This window comes from Amycolatopsis sp. WAC 04182 (assembly GCF_003947465.1).
Lineage (GTDB): Bacteria > Actinomycetota > Actinomycetes > Mycobacteriales > Pseudonocardiaceae > Amycolatopsis.
On sequence record NZ_QHJJ01000002.1, the window covers coordinates 754759 to 769883 of the forward strand.

16 protein-coding genes are annotated in these 15125 nt (G+C 68.2%); 2 read left to right on the top strand and 14 right to left on the bottom strand.

Annotated elements, in window-relative coordinates; translation table 11 throughout:
- Positions 1-44: 44 nt before the first annotated feature.
- Positions 45-1289: an aminotransferase class I/II-fold pyridoxal phosphate-dependent enzyme gene (locus tag DMH01_RS10735; protein ID WP_125675572.1), complete on the bottom strand. Its 1245-nt coding sequence runs from the start codon at positions 1287-1289 to the stop codon at positions 45-47.
- A 177-nt stretch (positions 1290-1466) separates the two neighbouring features.
- On the opposite strand from DMH01_RS10735, the gene DMH01_RS10740 reads away from it, so the two are divergent.
- Positions 1467-1970 (top strand): hypothetical protein, encoded by a 504-nt coding sequence (locus DMH01_RS10740; RefSeq protein WP_125675574.1) that lies wholly within the window; start codon positions 1467-1469, stop codon positions 1968-1970.
- On the opposite strand, the gene DMH01_RS10745 is transcribed toward DMH01_RS10740, so the two are convergent.
- From DMH01_RS10745 to DMH01_RS10805, 13 genes are all read right to left on the bottom strand, one after another.
- On the bottom strand, positions 1971-2465 hold the full coding sequence (locus DMH01_RS10745) for a hypothetical protein (RefSeq protein WP_125675575.1): 495 nt from the start codon (positions 2463-2465) through the stop codon (positions 1971-1973).
- Positions 2462-2950 carry a hypothetical protein gene (locus DMH01_RS10750; protein ID WP_125675577.1) on the bottom strand — a complete coding sequence of 163 codons (489 nt, stop codon included), beginning with the start codon at positions 2948-2950 and terminating at the stop codon, positions 2462-2464. The genes DMH01_RS10745 and DMH01_RS10750 overlap by 4 nt, the downstream gene beginning before the upstream one ends.
- A complete protein-coding gene (locus DMH01_RS10755) occupies positions 2950-4185 on the bottom strand; it encodes an MCE family protein (protein ID WP_034322594.1) in 1236 nt (411 codons plus the stop codon). Before DMH01_RS10755 ends, DMH01_RS10750 begins: the two co-directional genes overlap by 1 nt.
- Positions 4182-5387, bottom strand: a complete 1206-nt coding sequence (locus DMH01_RS10760; protein ID WP_125675579.1) for an MCE family protein — start codon at positions 5385-5387, stop codon at positions 4182-4184. The genes DMH01_RS10755 and DMH01_RS10760 overlap by 4 nt, the downstream gene beginning before the upstream one ends.
- Positions 5384-6565 (bottom strand): MCE family protein, encoded by a 1182-nt coding sequence (locus DMH01_RS10765; RefSeq protein WP_125675581.1) that lies wholly within the window; start codon positions 6563-6565, stop codon positions 5384-5386. Before DMH01_RS10765 ends, DMH01_RS10760 begins: the two co-directional genes overlap by 4 nt.
- Positions 6562-7593 (bottom strand): MCE family protein, encoded by a 1032-nt coding sequence (locus DMH01_RS10770; protein WP_199745429.1) that lies wholly within the window; start codon positions 7591-7593, stop codon positions 6562-6564. The genes DMH01_RS10765 and DMH01_RS10770 overlap by 4 nt, the downstream gene beginning before the upstream one ends.
- On the bottom strand, positions 7590-8627 hold the full coding sequence (locus DMH01_RS10775; protein WP_125675585.1) for an MCE family protein: 1038 nt from the start codon (positions 8625-8627) through the stop codon (positions 7590-7592). Before DMH01_RS10775 ends, DMH01_RS10770 begins: the two co-directional genes overlap by 4 nt.
- A 247-nt stretch (positions 8628-8874) precedes the next feature.
- Complete coding sequence (locus DMH01_RS10780; RefSeq protein ID WP_125675587.1) at positions 8875-10191, bottom strand: MCE family protein; 1317 nt, start codon at positions 10189-10191, stop codon at positions 8875-8877.
- Complete coding sequence (locus tag DMH01_RS10785; RefSeq protein WP_034322613.1) at positions 10188-11036, bottom strand: ABC transporter permease; 849 nt, start codon at positions 11034-11036, stop codon at positions 10188-10190. The genes DMH01_RS10780 and DMH01_RS10785 overlap by 4 nt, the downstream gene beginning before the upstream one ends.
- 1 nt (position 11037) lies before the next feature.
- A complete protein-coding gene (locus DMH01_RS10790; protein WP_125675589.1) occupies positions 11038-11823 on the bottom strand; it encodes an ABC transporter permease in 786 nt (261 codons plus the stop codon).
- A gap of 91 nt (positions 11824-11914) precedes the next feature.
- Positions 11915-12676 (bottom strand): glucose 1-dehydrogenase, encoded by a 762-nt coding sequence (locus DMH01_RS10795; protein ID WP_125675591.1) that lies wholly within the window; start codon positions 12674-12676, stop codon positions 11915-11917.
- A gap of 16 nt (positions 12677-12692) precedes the next feature.
- Entirely contained in the window at positions 12693-13577 is an 885-nt protein-coding gene (locus tag DMH01_RS10800; RefSeq protein ID WP_125675592.1) for a 3-oxoacyl-ACP reductase, read from the bottom strand.
- Positions 13578-13648: 71 nt separating this feature from the next.
- Entirely contained in the window at positions 13649-13840 is a 192-nt protein-coding gene (locus DMH01_RS10805; protein WP_007033756.1) for a ferredoxin, read from the bottom strand.
- Between the two features lie 103 nt (positions 13841-13943).
- On the opposite strand from DMH01_RS10805, the gene DMH01_RS10810 reads away from it, so the two are divergent.
- Positions 13944-15125, top strand: coding sequence for an acyl-CoA dehydrogenase family protein (locus DMH01_RS10810; protein WP_125675594.1), 1182 nt, complete (start codon positions 13944-13946; stop codon positions 15123-15125).

Here is a 15125-nt window from a genome sequence, read left to right on the forward strand (position 1 = left end):
ACGTTCGGAACCACTCGTGGCCCGGATTGGAGAAGATCTCGGAATTATTTCTTCGTCGCCGCGGCAAGGCGGACGCAGACGGCGAGGCCGCGGATGGCCTCTTCGACTTCGGCCAGCTCAGGGTACGTCGGCGCGATGCGGATGACGGCGTCCTCGGGGTCGTCGCCGTACGGGTGGGTCGCGCCGGCCGGGGTCAGGGCGATGCCCGCCTCCTTGGCCAGCCGCACGACCTCCTTGGCGGTCCCGGACGGCACGGTCAGCGAGATGAAGTACCCGCCGGCCGGCTTGGTCCAGGACGCGAGGCCCGATTCGCCGAGTTCCTTGGTCAGGATCTCGTCGACGGCCGCGAACTTCGGCCCGATGAGCTCGGCGTGCTTGCGCATGTGCTCGCGGACGCCGTCCTCGTCGCGCAGGAACTGCGCGTGGCGGAGCTGGTTGACCTTGTCCGGGCCGATGGTCCGCTTGCCGATGAGGCCGGTCCACCAGGCCAGGTTCGCCTCGGAGGCGCCGAAGAAGCCGACGCCGCCACCCGCGTAGGTGACCTTCGAGGTGGAGCCGAAGACGAACACGCGGTCGGCGTTGCCCGCCTCGGTGGCCAGCGCGAGCAGGTCCGCCAGGTGCGCCTCTTCGTCGGTGAGGTGGTGCACGGCGTAGGCGTTGTCCCAGAAGATCCGGAAGTCCGGGGCGGCCGTGACCATCGTCGCCAGGCGGCGCACGGTGTCGTCGCTGTAGGTGACGCCGGTCGGGTTGCTGTACTTCGGCACGCACCAGATGCCCTTGATCGCGGCGTCCTCGGCGACGAGACGCTCGACGAAGCCCATGTCCGGGCCGGTTTCGGTCAGCGGCACCTGGATCAGCTCGATCCCGAAGCGCTCCGCCAGCGCGAAGTGACGGTCGTAGCCCGGCACGGGGCACAGGAACTTGACGCTCGGCTCGTCGGCCCAGCGGCGCTCGGCGCCGGGGAGCTTGCTGAGGAAGGCCTGCACGATCGAGTCGTGCATGAGCTCCAGGCTGGAGTTGCCCGCGGCGAGCAGCTGCTCGGCCGGGACCTGCAGCGGCCCGGCGAAGATGCGGCGGAGCTCGGGCAGGCCCTTGAGGCCGCCGTAGTTGCGGACGTCCGTGCCGTCTTCGGCCTTGCGCACGTCTCCGGGGAGGGCGAGCAGCCCGTCGGCGAGGTCCAGCTGGCGAGGGGACGGCTTGCCGCGGGTGATGTCCAGGGAGAGGCCACGGTCGACGAGGGCCGCGTAGTCGCGGCGGGCGCTCTCGACATCGACAGGTGCAGTGGTCATGCCTAACGCTAAACCCGGGGGCGTTCCGGTGTGAGACGAGGGTGGTCCTAGACCGGCGCGCACAAGATCCGATAACGGTTCCGGCGTGTTTTTCAGCATTCGTAACGAGTCCGAATCCCCTAGTGGCGCGTCCGTTGTTTCCCGCATTCTCGGTACCACGAGGAAAAGGGGAGTAAAATGGGAGCGAAGAACCTGGCCGCGGTGACGCTGATGGCAGCGGGCGCGCTGGCCGCGTGCGCGGTACCCCATCAGGGAACGGCGGCTCCGGCCGTCGCGGTGGTCGCTCCGCCGACCACGATCGTGCTCCAGGCACCTGCGGTCGCGGCCCCACCTCAGACGGTTTATGTCGCACCGCCGGAGACACGGACGGTCCATCCCGCACCGGCGGTTCCGGTGGCGCAAACGGTGATCGCCTACTACGCCGCGCTCAACGGGCGCGATTTCCTCACCGCGTGGAATCTCGGCGGGCGACGACTGGCGAAAGGCGGCGCTTATGCTTCCTACGTCAAGGGATTCGCGACGACTTCCTGGGCAGACCTCACCGTGACGGGCGTGAGCGGGAACACCGTGCACGTCCATCTTTCGGCTCGCCAGACCGACGGTTCGCTGCGTGCTTTTTCCGGTTCCTACACCGTTTCCGGCGGCGCGATCACCGGCGCGAACATGAAACGTGTCTCGTGATCACAGCGGAGTCAGCTGGGAGATCTTCCACCGGCCGTCGACGCGGTGCGCGGTGACCGAGAGCTGGGAGACCGTCGACTGCGGTGCGCCTCCCCCGGCGGTCATCGTCTGCTGGTCGAGGAACAGCAGCACTTCGGCCTCGTCCCCGCGCAAGGACCGGACGCCGAGCGACCGGACCGTCGTCGTCCGCACGAGCTTCTGGTCCTCGGCTCGTTTGCGGGCCGACGCGAACTGGTCCCGGTACTGGCCGGTCGCCTCGCCGGTCAGCACGTCGGCCGCGGCCCGCTCGGTGCGCGCGAGGTTGCTGTAGTCGTAGGAGAAGACGGCCTTCACCCCGGCGCCGACCTGGTCCGCGACCTCGGCCGTGGCGGCCTGGTCCACCAGCGCCGCGTTGCCGTCCGAGCCCAGCGAAGACGCTTCGAGCCCGAACCACACCGCGCAGCCGGTCGCCAGTGCGATGATCGCGATCAGGATCCGCGGGACGCGCCCGGTCATGATCCGGCCGCCTGTACCGCGCTGACCTTCCAGCCACCCTCGACGCGCTGGTAATCCACGGTCAGCCTGCTCACCTTGGGCGCGGCCGAGCCGCCGCCGGTGCTGACCCGCACGTCCAGCACGGCCATCAGCCGCGCCGTCCCGGCGGCGGCGTCGAGTTCGGTGACCGCGGCCTGCTTGAGCTCGGCGGTGGCGACGGTCTTGCTCGCGGTCGCCCGGTCGATCTGGATCTGCCGGTCGCCGGTGAGATCCTTGCCGAGCCGTCCCGTGGTGACGCCGAGCCAGCGGTCGACGTCCTGGGCGCCGCTGCGGTAGTCGATCGTGTTGAGCACTTCGAGCTGGCCGGACGCGGCGGCCAGGACGGCCTCGCGTTCCCGGCCCCTCGCCAGGCCGTCGTCCCGGGCGGCGCTCCACCACGACCAGCCGAACCACGCGGCCGCGAGGACCGCCAGCGCGGCGACGACGGAGAGGGCACGGGTGAGCACTACTTGCCGCCCAGCAACGCGCCGAGTCCACCGGGCGCGGATCCGGTGAGCAGGCTCAGCACACCCGGCAGCTGAGCGGATTCCGCCGCCTGCGGGGTCTGCTTCGGCCGCTCGGGAACCGCCGGCGGTTTCCCGGCGTACGGCGCGTTCTGCGAGCCTCGTACGCCGGTGGGGCTTCCCGGCGGCTCGGCGCAGTACGCCTGGGTGTTCACCGGCGCCTCGGTGGTGTCGTTGGCGGGACGCTGTTTCGTGCCCTCGTAGCCCTTGGTGCACGAGACCGGGTCGAAGAAGTTGAACACCACACCCAGGTGACCGGTGCCGTCCGGCGAGGTCGAGCGCGAGAACGCCGAGATGATCGGGTACGCGACAAGCAGTTCCTCGATCGCGTCGGTGCGGGCGGAGGTGATCTGGGCGGTCGTGAGCGTGTTCGCGAACAGCACCCCGAGGTCGGTCCCGGAGACCGCGAGCACGTCGCTGATCTGGCGGCTCAGCTTCGGAGCCTCGTCGATCACGCGCCGCAGGTCCGGGTCGGACGTCTTCAGCTGCGCGGCGATCGTCTTGAGCCCGCTGGAGAACTGGGTGATGTTGTCCGCCTGCCGTCGCTGCGTGTCCAGGACCGTCCGCGAGTTGGCGAGCAGGCCCTGGGTGTCGGGCAGGTACTGGGTCGCGGTCGCGGTGAGGGAACCGGTGCTGTTCAGCAGCTGCCGCAGATCCGGGCCCGCGTTCGCGAAGGCCTCGTAGGTCTCGTCGACGACGGTCTTCAACGATTCCGGTTTCACACTCGACACCAGTTTGTCCAAATTGGACAGCACGGTGTCCGGCGCCAGCGGGATCGAGGTCTTGTCCCGTTTGATGACCGATCCCTCGGCCAGGTACGGCCCGTTTTCGTGCATGGGCAGCAGATCGACGTACTGCTCCCCCACCGCCGACCGGTTCGCGACCGCGGCCTTGGTGTCCGCGGGGATCTTCGGCGCCCCCGAATCGATGTCGAGGCCGAGGTCGATGCCGTGTTCGGTGAGCGTCATCGACGCGACCTTGCCCACCGCGACACCGCGGTAGGAGACCTCGGCGTTGACGAAGATCCCGCCGGAGTCCACGAGCTGCGCGGTGACGAGGTAGCCGCGGGTGCCGAAGAGCCGGTCGAGTCCGGCGTACTTGCCGCCCGCGTAGACGACCGAAACCACCGCGATGACGACGAACGCCGCCAGCTGGATCCTGGTCTTGCGCGTGATCATCGGCCACCTCCGAGCAGCGGCCCGAGGATCCCGCCGAGCACGCCGCCCAGCACATCCCCTTGGGGCGTTTGGGGAGCCTGAGGGAGATCACCGGCGGGCAGCGGTAGCACCGGCGGCGCGGCACCGTTGTTGAACGGGATCGCGCCGGGGGTGCCCGTGCCCTGGGTACCGGGCAACTGGATGATCGGCTGCGACGAGTTGTTCATGTTCTCCAGGAACGTGTCCAGGTTCAGGTCGATCTTGGCTTCCACGTTCGCGTAGTCGCCCTTGATCACGTTGCCCGCGTAGTCCGGGAACGGGTACGTGAGCAGGATCCGCAGCGCCGTCGGCAGGTCCTGGCCCGCCTCGGTCAGCTTCTGCAACGTCGGCTGCAATGCGCGGAGGTTCGCGACCAGCGTGTCCTTGCTCGCCTTGATGGTCTCGGTCGCGACCCCGGACAGCGTGTTCAGCGACTGCAGCATGCCGACCAGCTGATCCCGTTGCTCGGTCACCACCTTGAGCCCCGGCGAGAGGTTGTCGAGCGCGTTCGTGAGGTTCTGCGTCTGGCCGACGAGGGTCTTGGACAGCTTGTCGAGGCCGTCGATGGCGCGCAGGATCTCGCCCTTGTGCCCGTCCAGTTCGGTGGCCAGTTTGTCCACTTGGGACAGCAGCGAGCGGACCTCGGCCTCGTTGCCGGTGAGCGCTTCGTTGAGTTCGTGGCTGATCTTCTGGATCTGCTCGACGCCGCCGCCGTTGAGCAGCAGGGAAAGCGCGCCGAGGACCTCTTCGACCTCGGGGTTGCGGTTCGTGCGGTCCAGCGGGATCTTCGCGCCCTCGGCGAGCGCTCCTTCGGGCTTCTCGGGGGCGTGCAGGTCGACGAACTTCTCCCCCAGCAGACTCGACTGCCGCAGCTCGGCACGAGCGTTCGCGGGCAGCGCGATGTCGCCGTTGACGACCATGCTCACCCACGCCGATCGTGTGTCCGCCGCGAGGTCGATCTTCTCGACTCGCCCGACCGGGACGTCGTTGACCTTCACGCTCGCCTGCGGCACCAGGTCGAGCACGTCGGAGAACTGTGCGGAGAGCCGGTACGGGTGGTCGCCGAGATCCGCGCCACCCGGCAAGGGCGTGTTGTACAGCCCCGAAAAACCGCCGTCACTGCAGCCGGCCAGTACGAGGACGCCCGCCATCACTCCCGCAATCTTCTGCCGTTGCCGCCTCATTTCGGGAGCCCCTTCGTCATGACGTCGACGAGCGGGAGCGGCAGCGGTGGCAGTTCGCCGCTCTGCAACGAGGCCAGCACCTGCGGGACCGACGGGAGTTTCAGCGTGCCGTCGAGGACCGGCGCGAGCTGTTTGCAGATATTGCCCAGCGCGTCCGGGATCGGTTTCGGCGTGCTCGCGCTGATCAGGCGGCACACGGTCAGGATCGGCGGATGCGTCAGCTCGTTCAGGTTGTCCCGCACCGCGATCGTGCCGGACGCCGCGTCGTAGGAGTTGATGAAGTTGGTGGCCCCGGTCGGCGCGATGTCGATCACCTCGGCGAGCGAGGCCCGCTGGTCCACGAGCACCTTCGTCAGCCCGGCCAGTTTGTCCACATTGGACGAGAGGAGATCCTTGTTCTCCGCGACGAACTTCTCGACGTCGCCCATCGCCGTCGCCAGGGAGTTCAGCGCGGCGCCCACGTCGGCGGAATCCGCGGCAAGGAAGCCGCTGACGTCCGCGGCCCGGCGGTAGAACTCGTTGAGCTGCTTGTCGCTTTCGGCCAGCGCGCCGGTGAAGGAGTTCAGGTTCTGCACCGTGGTGAACAGGTCGCCTTTGGAGCTGTCCAGCGTCTTGGCCAGTTCGGACAGCCGCGTCACCGTGGTGTTGAGGTTCTTGCCGTTGCCGTCGAGGTTCGCGGCCGCGGTGTCGAGCACGTCGGACAGCGCGCCGTTCTTGTTGGCGCCGTTGGGTCCCAGGCTGGTCGAGAGCTTGTCGAGACTTGTGTAGAGGTCGTCGAGTTCGGCCGGCGTCGCCGTCTTCTCCTTGGCGATCACCGTGTCCGACGCAATTTCGGGGCCGCTCTCGTACGCCGGGGTCAGCTGGACGTACCGGTCGCTGACCAGGCTCGGCGCGACGACGACGGCGCCCGCGTCGGCCGGGATCGGTGTGTCGCCGTCGATCCGCATGTCGACCCGGACCGCCTCACCCTGCGGCGTGACGCCGGTGATCTCCCCGACCTTCACCCCGAGCACCCGGACCGACGAACCCGCGTAGAGCCCGACCGTCTTCCCGAAGTAGGCGCTGATCCGCGTCCCGCCGGGTTCTTTGAACACCAGCCACAGTCCCGCGGTCAGGAGCAGCACGAGGACGCAGGCGGACGCGACCCAGTGGTAAAGCGTGCGTGCCTGAGTGCTCATCGTCCGCCCACCCCCTGGTTCGGTGCCGCGATCGGCGGGGTGCAGCCCTCCGGGTTCACCTGGAACGCGCCCGCGATGATCGTCGGCGGCAGCAGCCCGCACAGGTATCCCTCGAACCAGCGCCCGTTGCCGGTCGCGTTGGCGCCGACGCGGGCGAACGGCGCCATCAGCGCGAGACTGCGGCTGAGGTTGTCCTGGTTGCGCTGCAGGATGTCGGTGACCTTGCCGAGTTTCTCCAGTGTCGGCCTCAGCTGCTGCCGGTTGTCGGCGACGAGACCGGACAGCTGCGCCGAGACCTGTTGCGTGCCCTTGAGCAAGGTGCTGATCGCGTCCTTCCGGTTCTGCAGTTCGGCGAGCAGGAGATTGCCGTCGTCGAGGATCCGTTTCAGCTGGGCGTTGCGGTCGGACAGCGTCTTGGACACCTTGCTCGTGTTGGCCAGCAACGTCTTCAGGTCACCGTCGCGTGAGGACACCGTCTTGGACAAGGAGGACAGGCCGCTCAGCGCGTCCTTGAGGTACTGCGGGCTGTCCTTGAGCGCATCGGAAAGGACGGTGAAACTCGACGCCAGCTGCGCGGTGTCGATCTCGCCGACCGTGCCCGACAGCTCCTGGAACGCGTCCTGCAGCTCGAACGGCGTCCGCGTGCGGTCGAGCCCGATGGTGGTGTTCGGGTCCTGGTTCCCTTTGCCCTTCGGCGTGAGCGCGAGGAACTTCTCGCCGAGCAGCGTCTTGATCTCGATCGACGCGGCGGTCGCGTCGCCGACCCGGACGTCCTTGACCCGGAACTTCACCAGCACCTTCCTGCCCGCCAGCTCCACCGAGCTGACCTGGCCGACCTTGACGCCGGCGACCTGCACCTCGTTGTCCGGCGCCAGCCCGGCGGACTCGCCGAAGTACGCGGAGTACGTCGTCCCGCTGCCGAACAACGGGATCCGGTCGGAGAAGTACGTCGTCGCCGTGATCAGCACGATCAGGATGAGCGTCACACCGCCGACCGCGGCCTGGTTGCGTTCCTTGAGCGGCTTCACGGCCCGCACCTCTCCGGTCGCTGCGTGCCGGGCAGCGGCGTGATCGGCAGTTCGATGTTGAGCGACTTGATGCCGATGCTGCCGGAGATCCCGCACAGGTAGTAGTTGAACCAGCTGCCGTAGCTCAGCGTCCTGGTGAACTTCTGCAGGTTGCCCGGCAGCACCTGCAGGAGATGGTCGAGCAGCTGTTCCGAATCGCCGAGGTTCTGCGACAGCGCGCCGAGCTGCGCGACGTCGTCCTTGAGCGCGGGCCGCGCGTCGGCGAGCAGGCCGGTCGTGGCGACGGTGAGGTCGCCCAGCGCCTTGACCGCCTCCCCGATCGGCTGCCGCTGCTCGGCGAGCCCAGTGACCAGCCGCTGGGTCTGGTCGATCAGCTCGCCCAGCTCCGGCGACCGTTTCTCGACCGTGCCGAGCACGGCGTTGAGGTTCGCGATGACGTCACCGATGATCTTGTCCTTGCCCGCGATGGCCGACGTGACCGACGCGGTGTGCGCGAGCAGGCTGGTGATCGTGCCGCCCTCGCCTTGGAAGACCTGGATGATCTCGTAGGACAGTTTGTTGACGTCCTCGGGGTTCAGCGCGCGGAAGAGCGGTTTGAACCCGTTGAACAGCACGGTCAGGTTCAGCGCCGGTTTGGTGCGCTCGGGCGGGATGACCCCGCCGCGCGGCAACGACTTCTCGTCGCCGATGTCCGTGCCGAGCGAGAGATACCGCTGGCCGACCAGGTTGCGGTACTTGATCGTCGCGGTGACCGACGCGGGCAGCCGGTGCGAAGTCTGGACGTCGAAATGGACCTGGGCGAAGTTCTTCTCGCCCTCTTCCACCTCGATCTTGCCGACCTGGCCGACCTTCACGCCGACGATGCGGACGTCGTCGCCCTCCTTGAGCCCGGACGCGTCGGTGAACTTGGCCGTGTAGCCGGAGGTGTCGCCGAAGTTGGTGTTCGCGATGGTGGCGCCGAGGACCGCGGTGAGCAGCACGGTCACCACTGCGAAGACGAGGATCTTGACCAGATCCGGGACGAAGGACCTCATCGGGCTGCCCTCCCGCCTCGTGGGCTGAAGGACGCTTTCACCGCATCGGACGCGATGAAAGCTCCCTTCACCGCGTCACATGCGGTGAAGGGCCCCTTCAGCCCGGCCTCGCTCCGGGGGGTCGCCGCACCCACCACGGGCGTGTCGCGAAAGCCACTTTCGGGACACCTGACGTCCCGAAAGTGGCTTTCGCGACATACCCGAAGCGCGGCCTTCGCGGCCCCGGAACCCGAGTTCGGCACGGTCCTCATCGCAGCTCCACCTCCACCCCGCGGTACAGCGGCCCCACCAGCAGACTCCCCCAGTTCGGCACCTGATCCGGCGTCGTGCCCATGGCGGGCGACACGAGCAGGTCGATCAGCCGCTGTTCGTCCGGCGTGTTCACCACCGAACCCCCCGCGCTCCCACCGGAAGGCAGGGTGCCGTCGGGATCGCGCGGCGGCGCGGGCTTCGAGGACCCGTCGTCGATGGCGCCGTCCGGCGGGTACTGCGGCCAGCGGCCCGGCGGCGGCACCTCGGGGTAGCACCGCGGGCCGCGTTTGTCGTTGTACTTCGGCTCGTCGACACCGGGCAGGTACTTGCCCCGGCTCGGCGTGAACTCGATCGTCACCCGGCTGACCTCGGGATGCGCGGTGCCCTTGCCGAACGCGAGCTCCGCGCGCGGCACCGATCCGGCGAGCTGTTTGAGCAGGCACGGGTACTCCGGCGCGTACTTCGCGAGGACGTCCAAAGTGGGCTGCAGGTTGGTGGTGAGCCGGATCAGGTTGTCCTGGTTCACTTTCAGGAAGCTCGTCAGGTCGATCGAGGCCGCGGTCACCGTCGAGTACACGTCGGCGAGCCCGCGCTGGCTCTCGACCAAGGTCTTGCTCGTGGTGGTCAGATCCGCAAGCGCGGCCAGCAGATCCGGCGCGGCCTTGTCGTAGATGGCGGCGGCGTCGGCCAGACCGGTGATGTCGGCCTTGAGATCGGGCAGCGACGGGTTCACCTTGCCGAGGTAGTCCGAAAGCCCCGCCAGCGTCGAGCCGAGCTGTTTGCCCTGACCGTCCAAAGCGGACGCGACGGCGTTGAGCGTGCTGGCCATCTTCTCCGGCTGGACGGCCTGCAGCAACGGCATCACGTTGCCGAGCACGGTTTCCAGCTCGATCGCGCTGCTGCTGCGGTCCTGCGGGATGACGTCGCCCTCGGCGATGTGCCGTTCCGGCTTCTCCGGGATCTGCAGAGCGACATACCGTTCGCCGAACAGCGTCTTCGGCAGCAGCCGCGCGGACACGTTGGACGGGATGACCGACGTCTTGTCCGGCTGCAGCGCCAGCTCCATCGTCGCGCGATCGCCGTGCGCCTGGATCGCCCGGACCTCGCCGACGACCATTCCGCGCACCTTGACGTCCGCGCCCTCGCGCATCTGGTTGCCGATGCGGTCGGTCTCCAGGTTCACCAGGGTCACCGTGGTGAAGGCCTTCTGGTAGAAGGCGATGGTGGTGACGAAGAACAGCACGACCACCACGAGGAAGACCAGGCCCAGCACCTGATGCCGGAGCCGCCGCAGCAGAATCCGCCTGTTCACCCGGAAATCCTCACCGTCGTCGTGGCGCCCCAGATCGCGAGGCTGAGGAAGAAGTCGAGGACCGAGATCAGCACGATCGACGTCCGCACCGCGCGGCCGACCGCCACACCGACCCCGGCGGGCCCGCCGCTGGCGGTGTAGCCGTAGTAGCAATGCGACAGGATCACGAGCACGCTGAAGATGATCACCTTGAGGAACGACCAGAGCACGTCCTCGGGCGGCAGGAACAGCGTGAAGTAATGATCGTAGGTGCCCGCGGACTGGCCGTAGAGCCAGATGGTGATCTGCCGCGAGGCGAGATACGACGAAAGCAGGCCGACGGCGTAGAGCGGGATGACCGCGGTGACGCCGGCGATCACCCGTGTCGTCACCAGATACGGCAGGCTCGGCACGCCCATCACTTCGAGCGCGTCGATCTCCTCGGAGATCTTCATCGCGCCGAGTTGCGCGGTGAACCCGCAGCCGACGGTGGCCGAGAGCGCGAGCCCCGCCGAAAGCGGCGCGACCTCGCGGGTGTTGAAGTAGGCCGAGATGAACCCGGTGAGCGCGGCGGTGCCGAGCTGGTTCAGCGCGGAGTAGCCCTGCAGGCCGACGATGAGACCGGTGAACAGCGTCATCCCGATCATCACGCCGAGCGTCCCGCCGATCACCGCGAGCGCGCCGGTGCCGAAGCTGACCTCGGTCAGCAGGCGGAAGATCTCGCGGCCGTAGCGCCGGATCGTGCGCGGCGTCCAGGCCAGCGCGCGGAAGTAGAACGACAGCTGGCCGCCGAAGCCTTCCAGCATCGCGCCGGGACGCGCGATGATTTCGAGCGTCCGGTCCGAAACAGCGGGTTCGCCTGCCATGTCACATCGCCTTCGGCGGGACGATCCGCAGGTAGATCGCGGTCAGCACGACGTTGATCAGGAACAGCAGCAGGAACGTGATGACCACGGCCTGGTTCACCGCGTCGCCGACGCCCTTCGGCCCGCCCGCCGGGTTCAGCCCGCGGAACGCCGCGACCACGCCGGCGACGAAACCGTAGAGGAGCGCCTTGATCTCGCTGATCCACAGATCCGGCACCTGGGCGAGCGCGTTGAAGCTGGCGAGGTACGCACCGGGGGTGCCGCCCTGCATGACGACATTGAAGAAGTAGCCCCCGAGCACCCCGACGACGCTGACCAAACCGTTCAGCAGCACGGAAACCACGATCGCGGCGAGTACGCGGGGCACGATCAGGCGCTGGATCGGGTTGACCCCGAGGACTTCCATCGCGTCGATCTCTTCGCGGATCTTGCGGGCGCCGATGTCGGCGCAGACCGCGCTGCCGCCCGCGCCCGCCACCAGCAGCGCGGTGATCAGCGGGCTCGCCTGCTGCACGATCGCGAGCGCGCTGGCCGCGCCGGTGAACGACTGCGCGCCGATCTGCTGCGTCAGCGAGCCCAGCTGCAGGGCGATGACGGCGCCGAACGGGATCGCCACCAGCGCCGTCGGCAGGATGGTGACGCTGGCGAAGAACCAGCACTGCTGGATCCATTCGCGGAACTGGAACGGACGTTTGAAGATCGCGCGCAGGACTTCCCACGACAGGGTCGCGAGCCTGCCGACCTGTGTGAGCGCACCCGTACCGGGGACGGACACCGTCGCTCCCACAGAACCTCCCAGTCGCCTGCCCCGAGTCTTACTCCACCTGTCAACGCCCCATTGCGTTAGCGGTGTTCACTTTGCTCTCGGCACCTCCACGCTAGAACTTGAGTGCGTGCGTGGCCGTGGCACCGCCATCGGCGACGAACTCCGCGCCCGTGCTGTACGAACTTTCGTCACTGGCCAGGAACAGGACGAGTTTCGCGATGTCCTCCGGCTGCCCGACACGGCCCAAGGCGACCTTCTTGCCCACCCACGACATGTCGACTTTCTGCCCACCGGCGGCGGCCGCGACCATCGGGGTGTCGATCGCGCCGGGATGGACCGAATTGACCCGGATGTTCTTCGCGCCGAGTTCGAGCGCGGCGACCTTGGTCATCCCGCGGATCGCGAACTTGCTCGCGGTGTAGGCGACGAGGAACGGCATCCCGGCGAGCCCTTCGACTGAGGACACGTTGACGATGGAGCCGCCTCCGGCCCCGGTCATCGGTTCAACGACCGACCGCATCCCGAGAAACGCCCCGATCTGGTTGACCCGGATGACGCGTTCGTAGTCGGCGAGCGTGGTCTTGCCCAGTTCCGAGAAGTGCAGGATGCCCGCGTTGTTGACGAGTACCGTCGGCGGGCCGAACTCCGAGACGGTGCGCTCGATCGCGGCGTCCCATTCGGCCTCGTCGCCGACGTCGAGATGCTGGTAGACGGCGGATTCACCGAGCTCCGCGGCGAGTTTCTTGCCGTCGAGGTCGTTGATGTCGGCGATCACCACGCGCGCGCCCTCGGCGACGAACAGCCGCGCGGCCGCCTCGCCCTGCCCGCGGGCGCCGCCGGTGATCAGCGCTACCTTGCCGTCGAGCCTGCCCACTACATCATCTCCTCGGTCATGGCAGTGACATGATCTCGGACGCGGAGAACATGCGTTCCGGGTCTCGGTCGGCGAAATAGCCGCCCACGTTGGTCACGAGTTCCTCGCTGCTCCACGTGCCGTTGACGGTGTCGAAGCGCTGTTCCACCGACGGCGGCCGCATGAGCGCGACCATCCCGCCGTAGACGAGGAACACCTGGCCGTTGATCCGGTCGGCCTCGGGCGAGCAGAGGAAGGACACGAACGGCGCGACGTGGTCGACCGAAAGCGGGTCGACGCCGTCGGGCGCCTCGGCCCCGAAGACGGCTTCGGTCATCGCGGTACGAGCGCGCGGGCAGATCGCGTTGGCGCGGACGCCGTAGCGAGAGAGCCCGCGCGCGGTGGACACGGTGAGCGCGGCGATGCCCGCCTTGGCCGCACCGTAGTTCGGCTGGCCGGGGGCGCCGAGCAGGAACGACTCCGACGCGGTGTTGACCACCCTGCCGTACACCGGCGCGCCGTCCACTTTGGACTTGTCGCGCCAGTACGCCCCGGCGTTGCGGGAAAGCAGGAAGTGCCCGCGCAGATGGACACCGAGTACGGTGTCCCATTCCTCGTCGGACATCGAAAAGAGCATCCGGTCGCGCAGCACACCCGCGTTGTTGACCACGACGTGCAGGCCGCCGAAGTGGTCGACGGCGGCGGTGAGCAGGGCGTCCGCGGTCGAGGACTCAGACACGTCACCGGTGACCGCGACGGCCTTGCCGCCCTCGGCCTCGATCTCGTCAGCCACCACCTGCGCCGCGGCCGACACATCGTTGACCACCACCGAGGCTCCCGCCGCGGCCAGCGCCAGTGCCTCCGCCCGGCCGAGTCCCGCACCGGCTCCGGTGACGATGGCCGTCTTGCCGTCCAAGCTCACTCAAGGCCTCCTTGCCTCTCCGGACACACTAGAATCTGTTCTCGCAGCATGCAAGCCCCAAATAAACGGTGCTAACCACGGATGAGCAGGGCGTTTTTCGGGCAGCTCGCCACAGCTTGAGTAACACGTTCTACCTGATTCTGCGGAACTTCGGCCGACGCGAGGACCAGCTCCTCGTCGTCGTCGAGATCGAAGACCTCGGGCGCGAAGCCGACACAGATCGCGTTCGCCTCACAGAGCGAGCGATCGACGTCGATCTCCATATTCCCTCCTCGCCGCCATACCTGGTACAACTAGAACAGGTTCTACCTTACCGCCGCGAGCGGCCATGGCACCAGTAACGAGCACCGACGGCAGAGGTGACGGATGCGGATCGACTACACGCCGGAGCAGCGGGCACTGGCGGGCGAACTCCGGGAGTACTTCGCCGGGCTGATGACCCCGGAACGCCGCGAAGCCCTGGCCGGCGACGGCGGCGAGTATGGCGACGGCCTGGTGTACAAGGAAATCGTGCGGGACCTCGGCAGCTCGGGCTGGCTCGCGATCGGCTGGCCCCGCGAGTACGGCGGGCAGGCCCGGCCGATGCTCGACCAGCTCGTCTTCACCGACGAGGCGGCCGCGGCGGGAGTGCCCGTCCCGTTCCTCACGGTGAACACCGTCGGGCCGACCATCATGCGCTACGGCACCGAAGAACAGAAGGCGTTCTACCTGCCGAAGATCGCCGCCGGCGAGCTGCACTTCGCGATCGGCTACTCCGAGCCGGGCGCGGGCACCGACCTGGCGTCGCTGCGCACCCGCGCGGTCCGCGACGGGGACGACTACGTCATCAACGGCCAGAAGATGTGGACGAGCCTGATCGAGTACGCCGACTATGTCTGGCTGGCCGCCCGCACCGACCCCGACGCCCGGCGGCACAAGGGCCTGAGCATGCTGATCGTGCCGACCTCGGCCCCCGGCTTCTCGTGGACGAAGGTGCACACGGTCGCCGGGCCCGGAACGAGCGCGACCTACTACGACGACGTGCGCGTGCCGGTGACGTCCCGGGTCGCCGGGGAGAACGAGGGCTGGCCGCTCATCACGAACCAGCTCAACCACGAACGCGTCGCGCTGACCTCGGCCGCCCCGATCCAGACGTCGCTGCGCGAGGTGCGGAGCTGGGCACAGACCACGAAACTGCCCGACGGCTCCCGCGTCATCGACCAGCCGTGGGTACGGCTGCACCTGGCGCGGATCCACACCCACGCCGAGTACCTGAAGCTGCGGAACTGGCGGATCGCCTGGGCGGCCACGAGCAGCGAACTCGGCCCGGCGGAGGCGTCGGCGACGAAGGTCTTCGGCACGGAGTTCGCGACCGAGGCGTACCGGCTGATGATGGAGATCCTCGGCGCGGGCGCCGTCGTCCGCGAGGGCTCCCCCGGCGCCCAGTTGCGCGGCCGGATAGAACGGCTGCACCGCTCTTCGCTGATCCTCACCTTCGGCGGCGGGACCAACGAGATCCAGCGGGACATGATCGCCGCGACCGCCCTCGGCCTGCCCGTCACGCGCTAG

Excerpts from the sequence above, each read along its gene's own strand:
- DMH01_RS10735 (WP_125675572.1), bottom strand. The coding sequence starts at position 1,289 with ATGACCACTGCACCTGTCGATGTCGAGAGCGCCCGCCGCGACTACGCG.
- DMH01_RS10765 (WP_125675581.1), bottom strand. The coding sequence starts at position 6,565 with ATGAGCACTCAGGCACGCACGCTTTACCACTGGGTCGCGTCCGCCTGC.
- DMH01_RS10740 (WP_125675574.1), top strand. The coding sequence starts at position 1,467 with ATGGGAGCGAAGAACCTGGCCGCGGTGACGCTGATGGCAGCGGGCGCG.
- DMH01_RS10745 (WP_125675575.1), bottom strand. The coding sequence starts at position 2,465 with ATGACCGGGCGCGTCCCGCGGATCCTGATCGCGATCATCGCACTGGCG.
- DMH01_RS10760 (WP_125675579.1), bottom strand. The coding sequence starts at position 5,387 with ATGAGGCGGCAACGGCAGAAGATTGCGGGAGTGATGGCGGGCGTCCTC.
- DMH01_RS10775 (WP_125675585.1), bottom strand. The coding sequence starts at position 8,627 with ATGAGGTCCTTCGTCCCGGATCTGGTCAAGATCCTCGTCTTCGCAGTG.
- DMH01_RS10810 (WP_125675594.1), top strand. The coding sequence starts at position 13,944 with ATGCGGATCGACTACACGCCGGAGCAGCGGGCACTGGCGGGCGAACTC.
- DMH01_RS10785 (WP_034322613.1), bottom strand. The coding sequence starts at position 11,036 with ATGGCAGGCGAACCCGCTGTTTCGGACCGGACGCTCGAAATCATCGCG.
- DMH01_RS10755 (WP_034322594.1), bottom strand. The coding sequence starts at position 4,185 with ATGATCACGCGCAAGACCAGGATCCAGCTGGCGGCGTTCGTCGTCATC.
- DMH01_RS10805 (WP_007033756.1), bottom strand. The coding sequence starts at position 13,840 with ATGGAGATCGACGTCGATCGCTCGCTCTGTGAGGCGAACGCGATCTGT.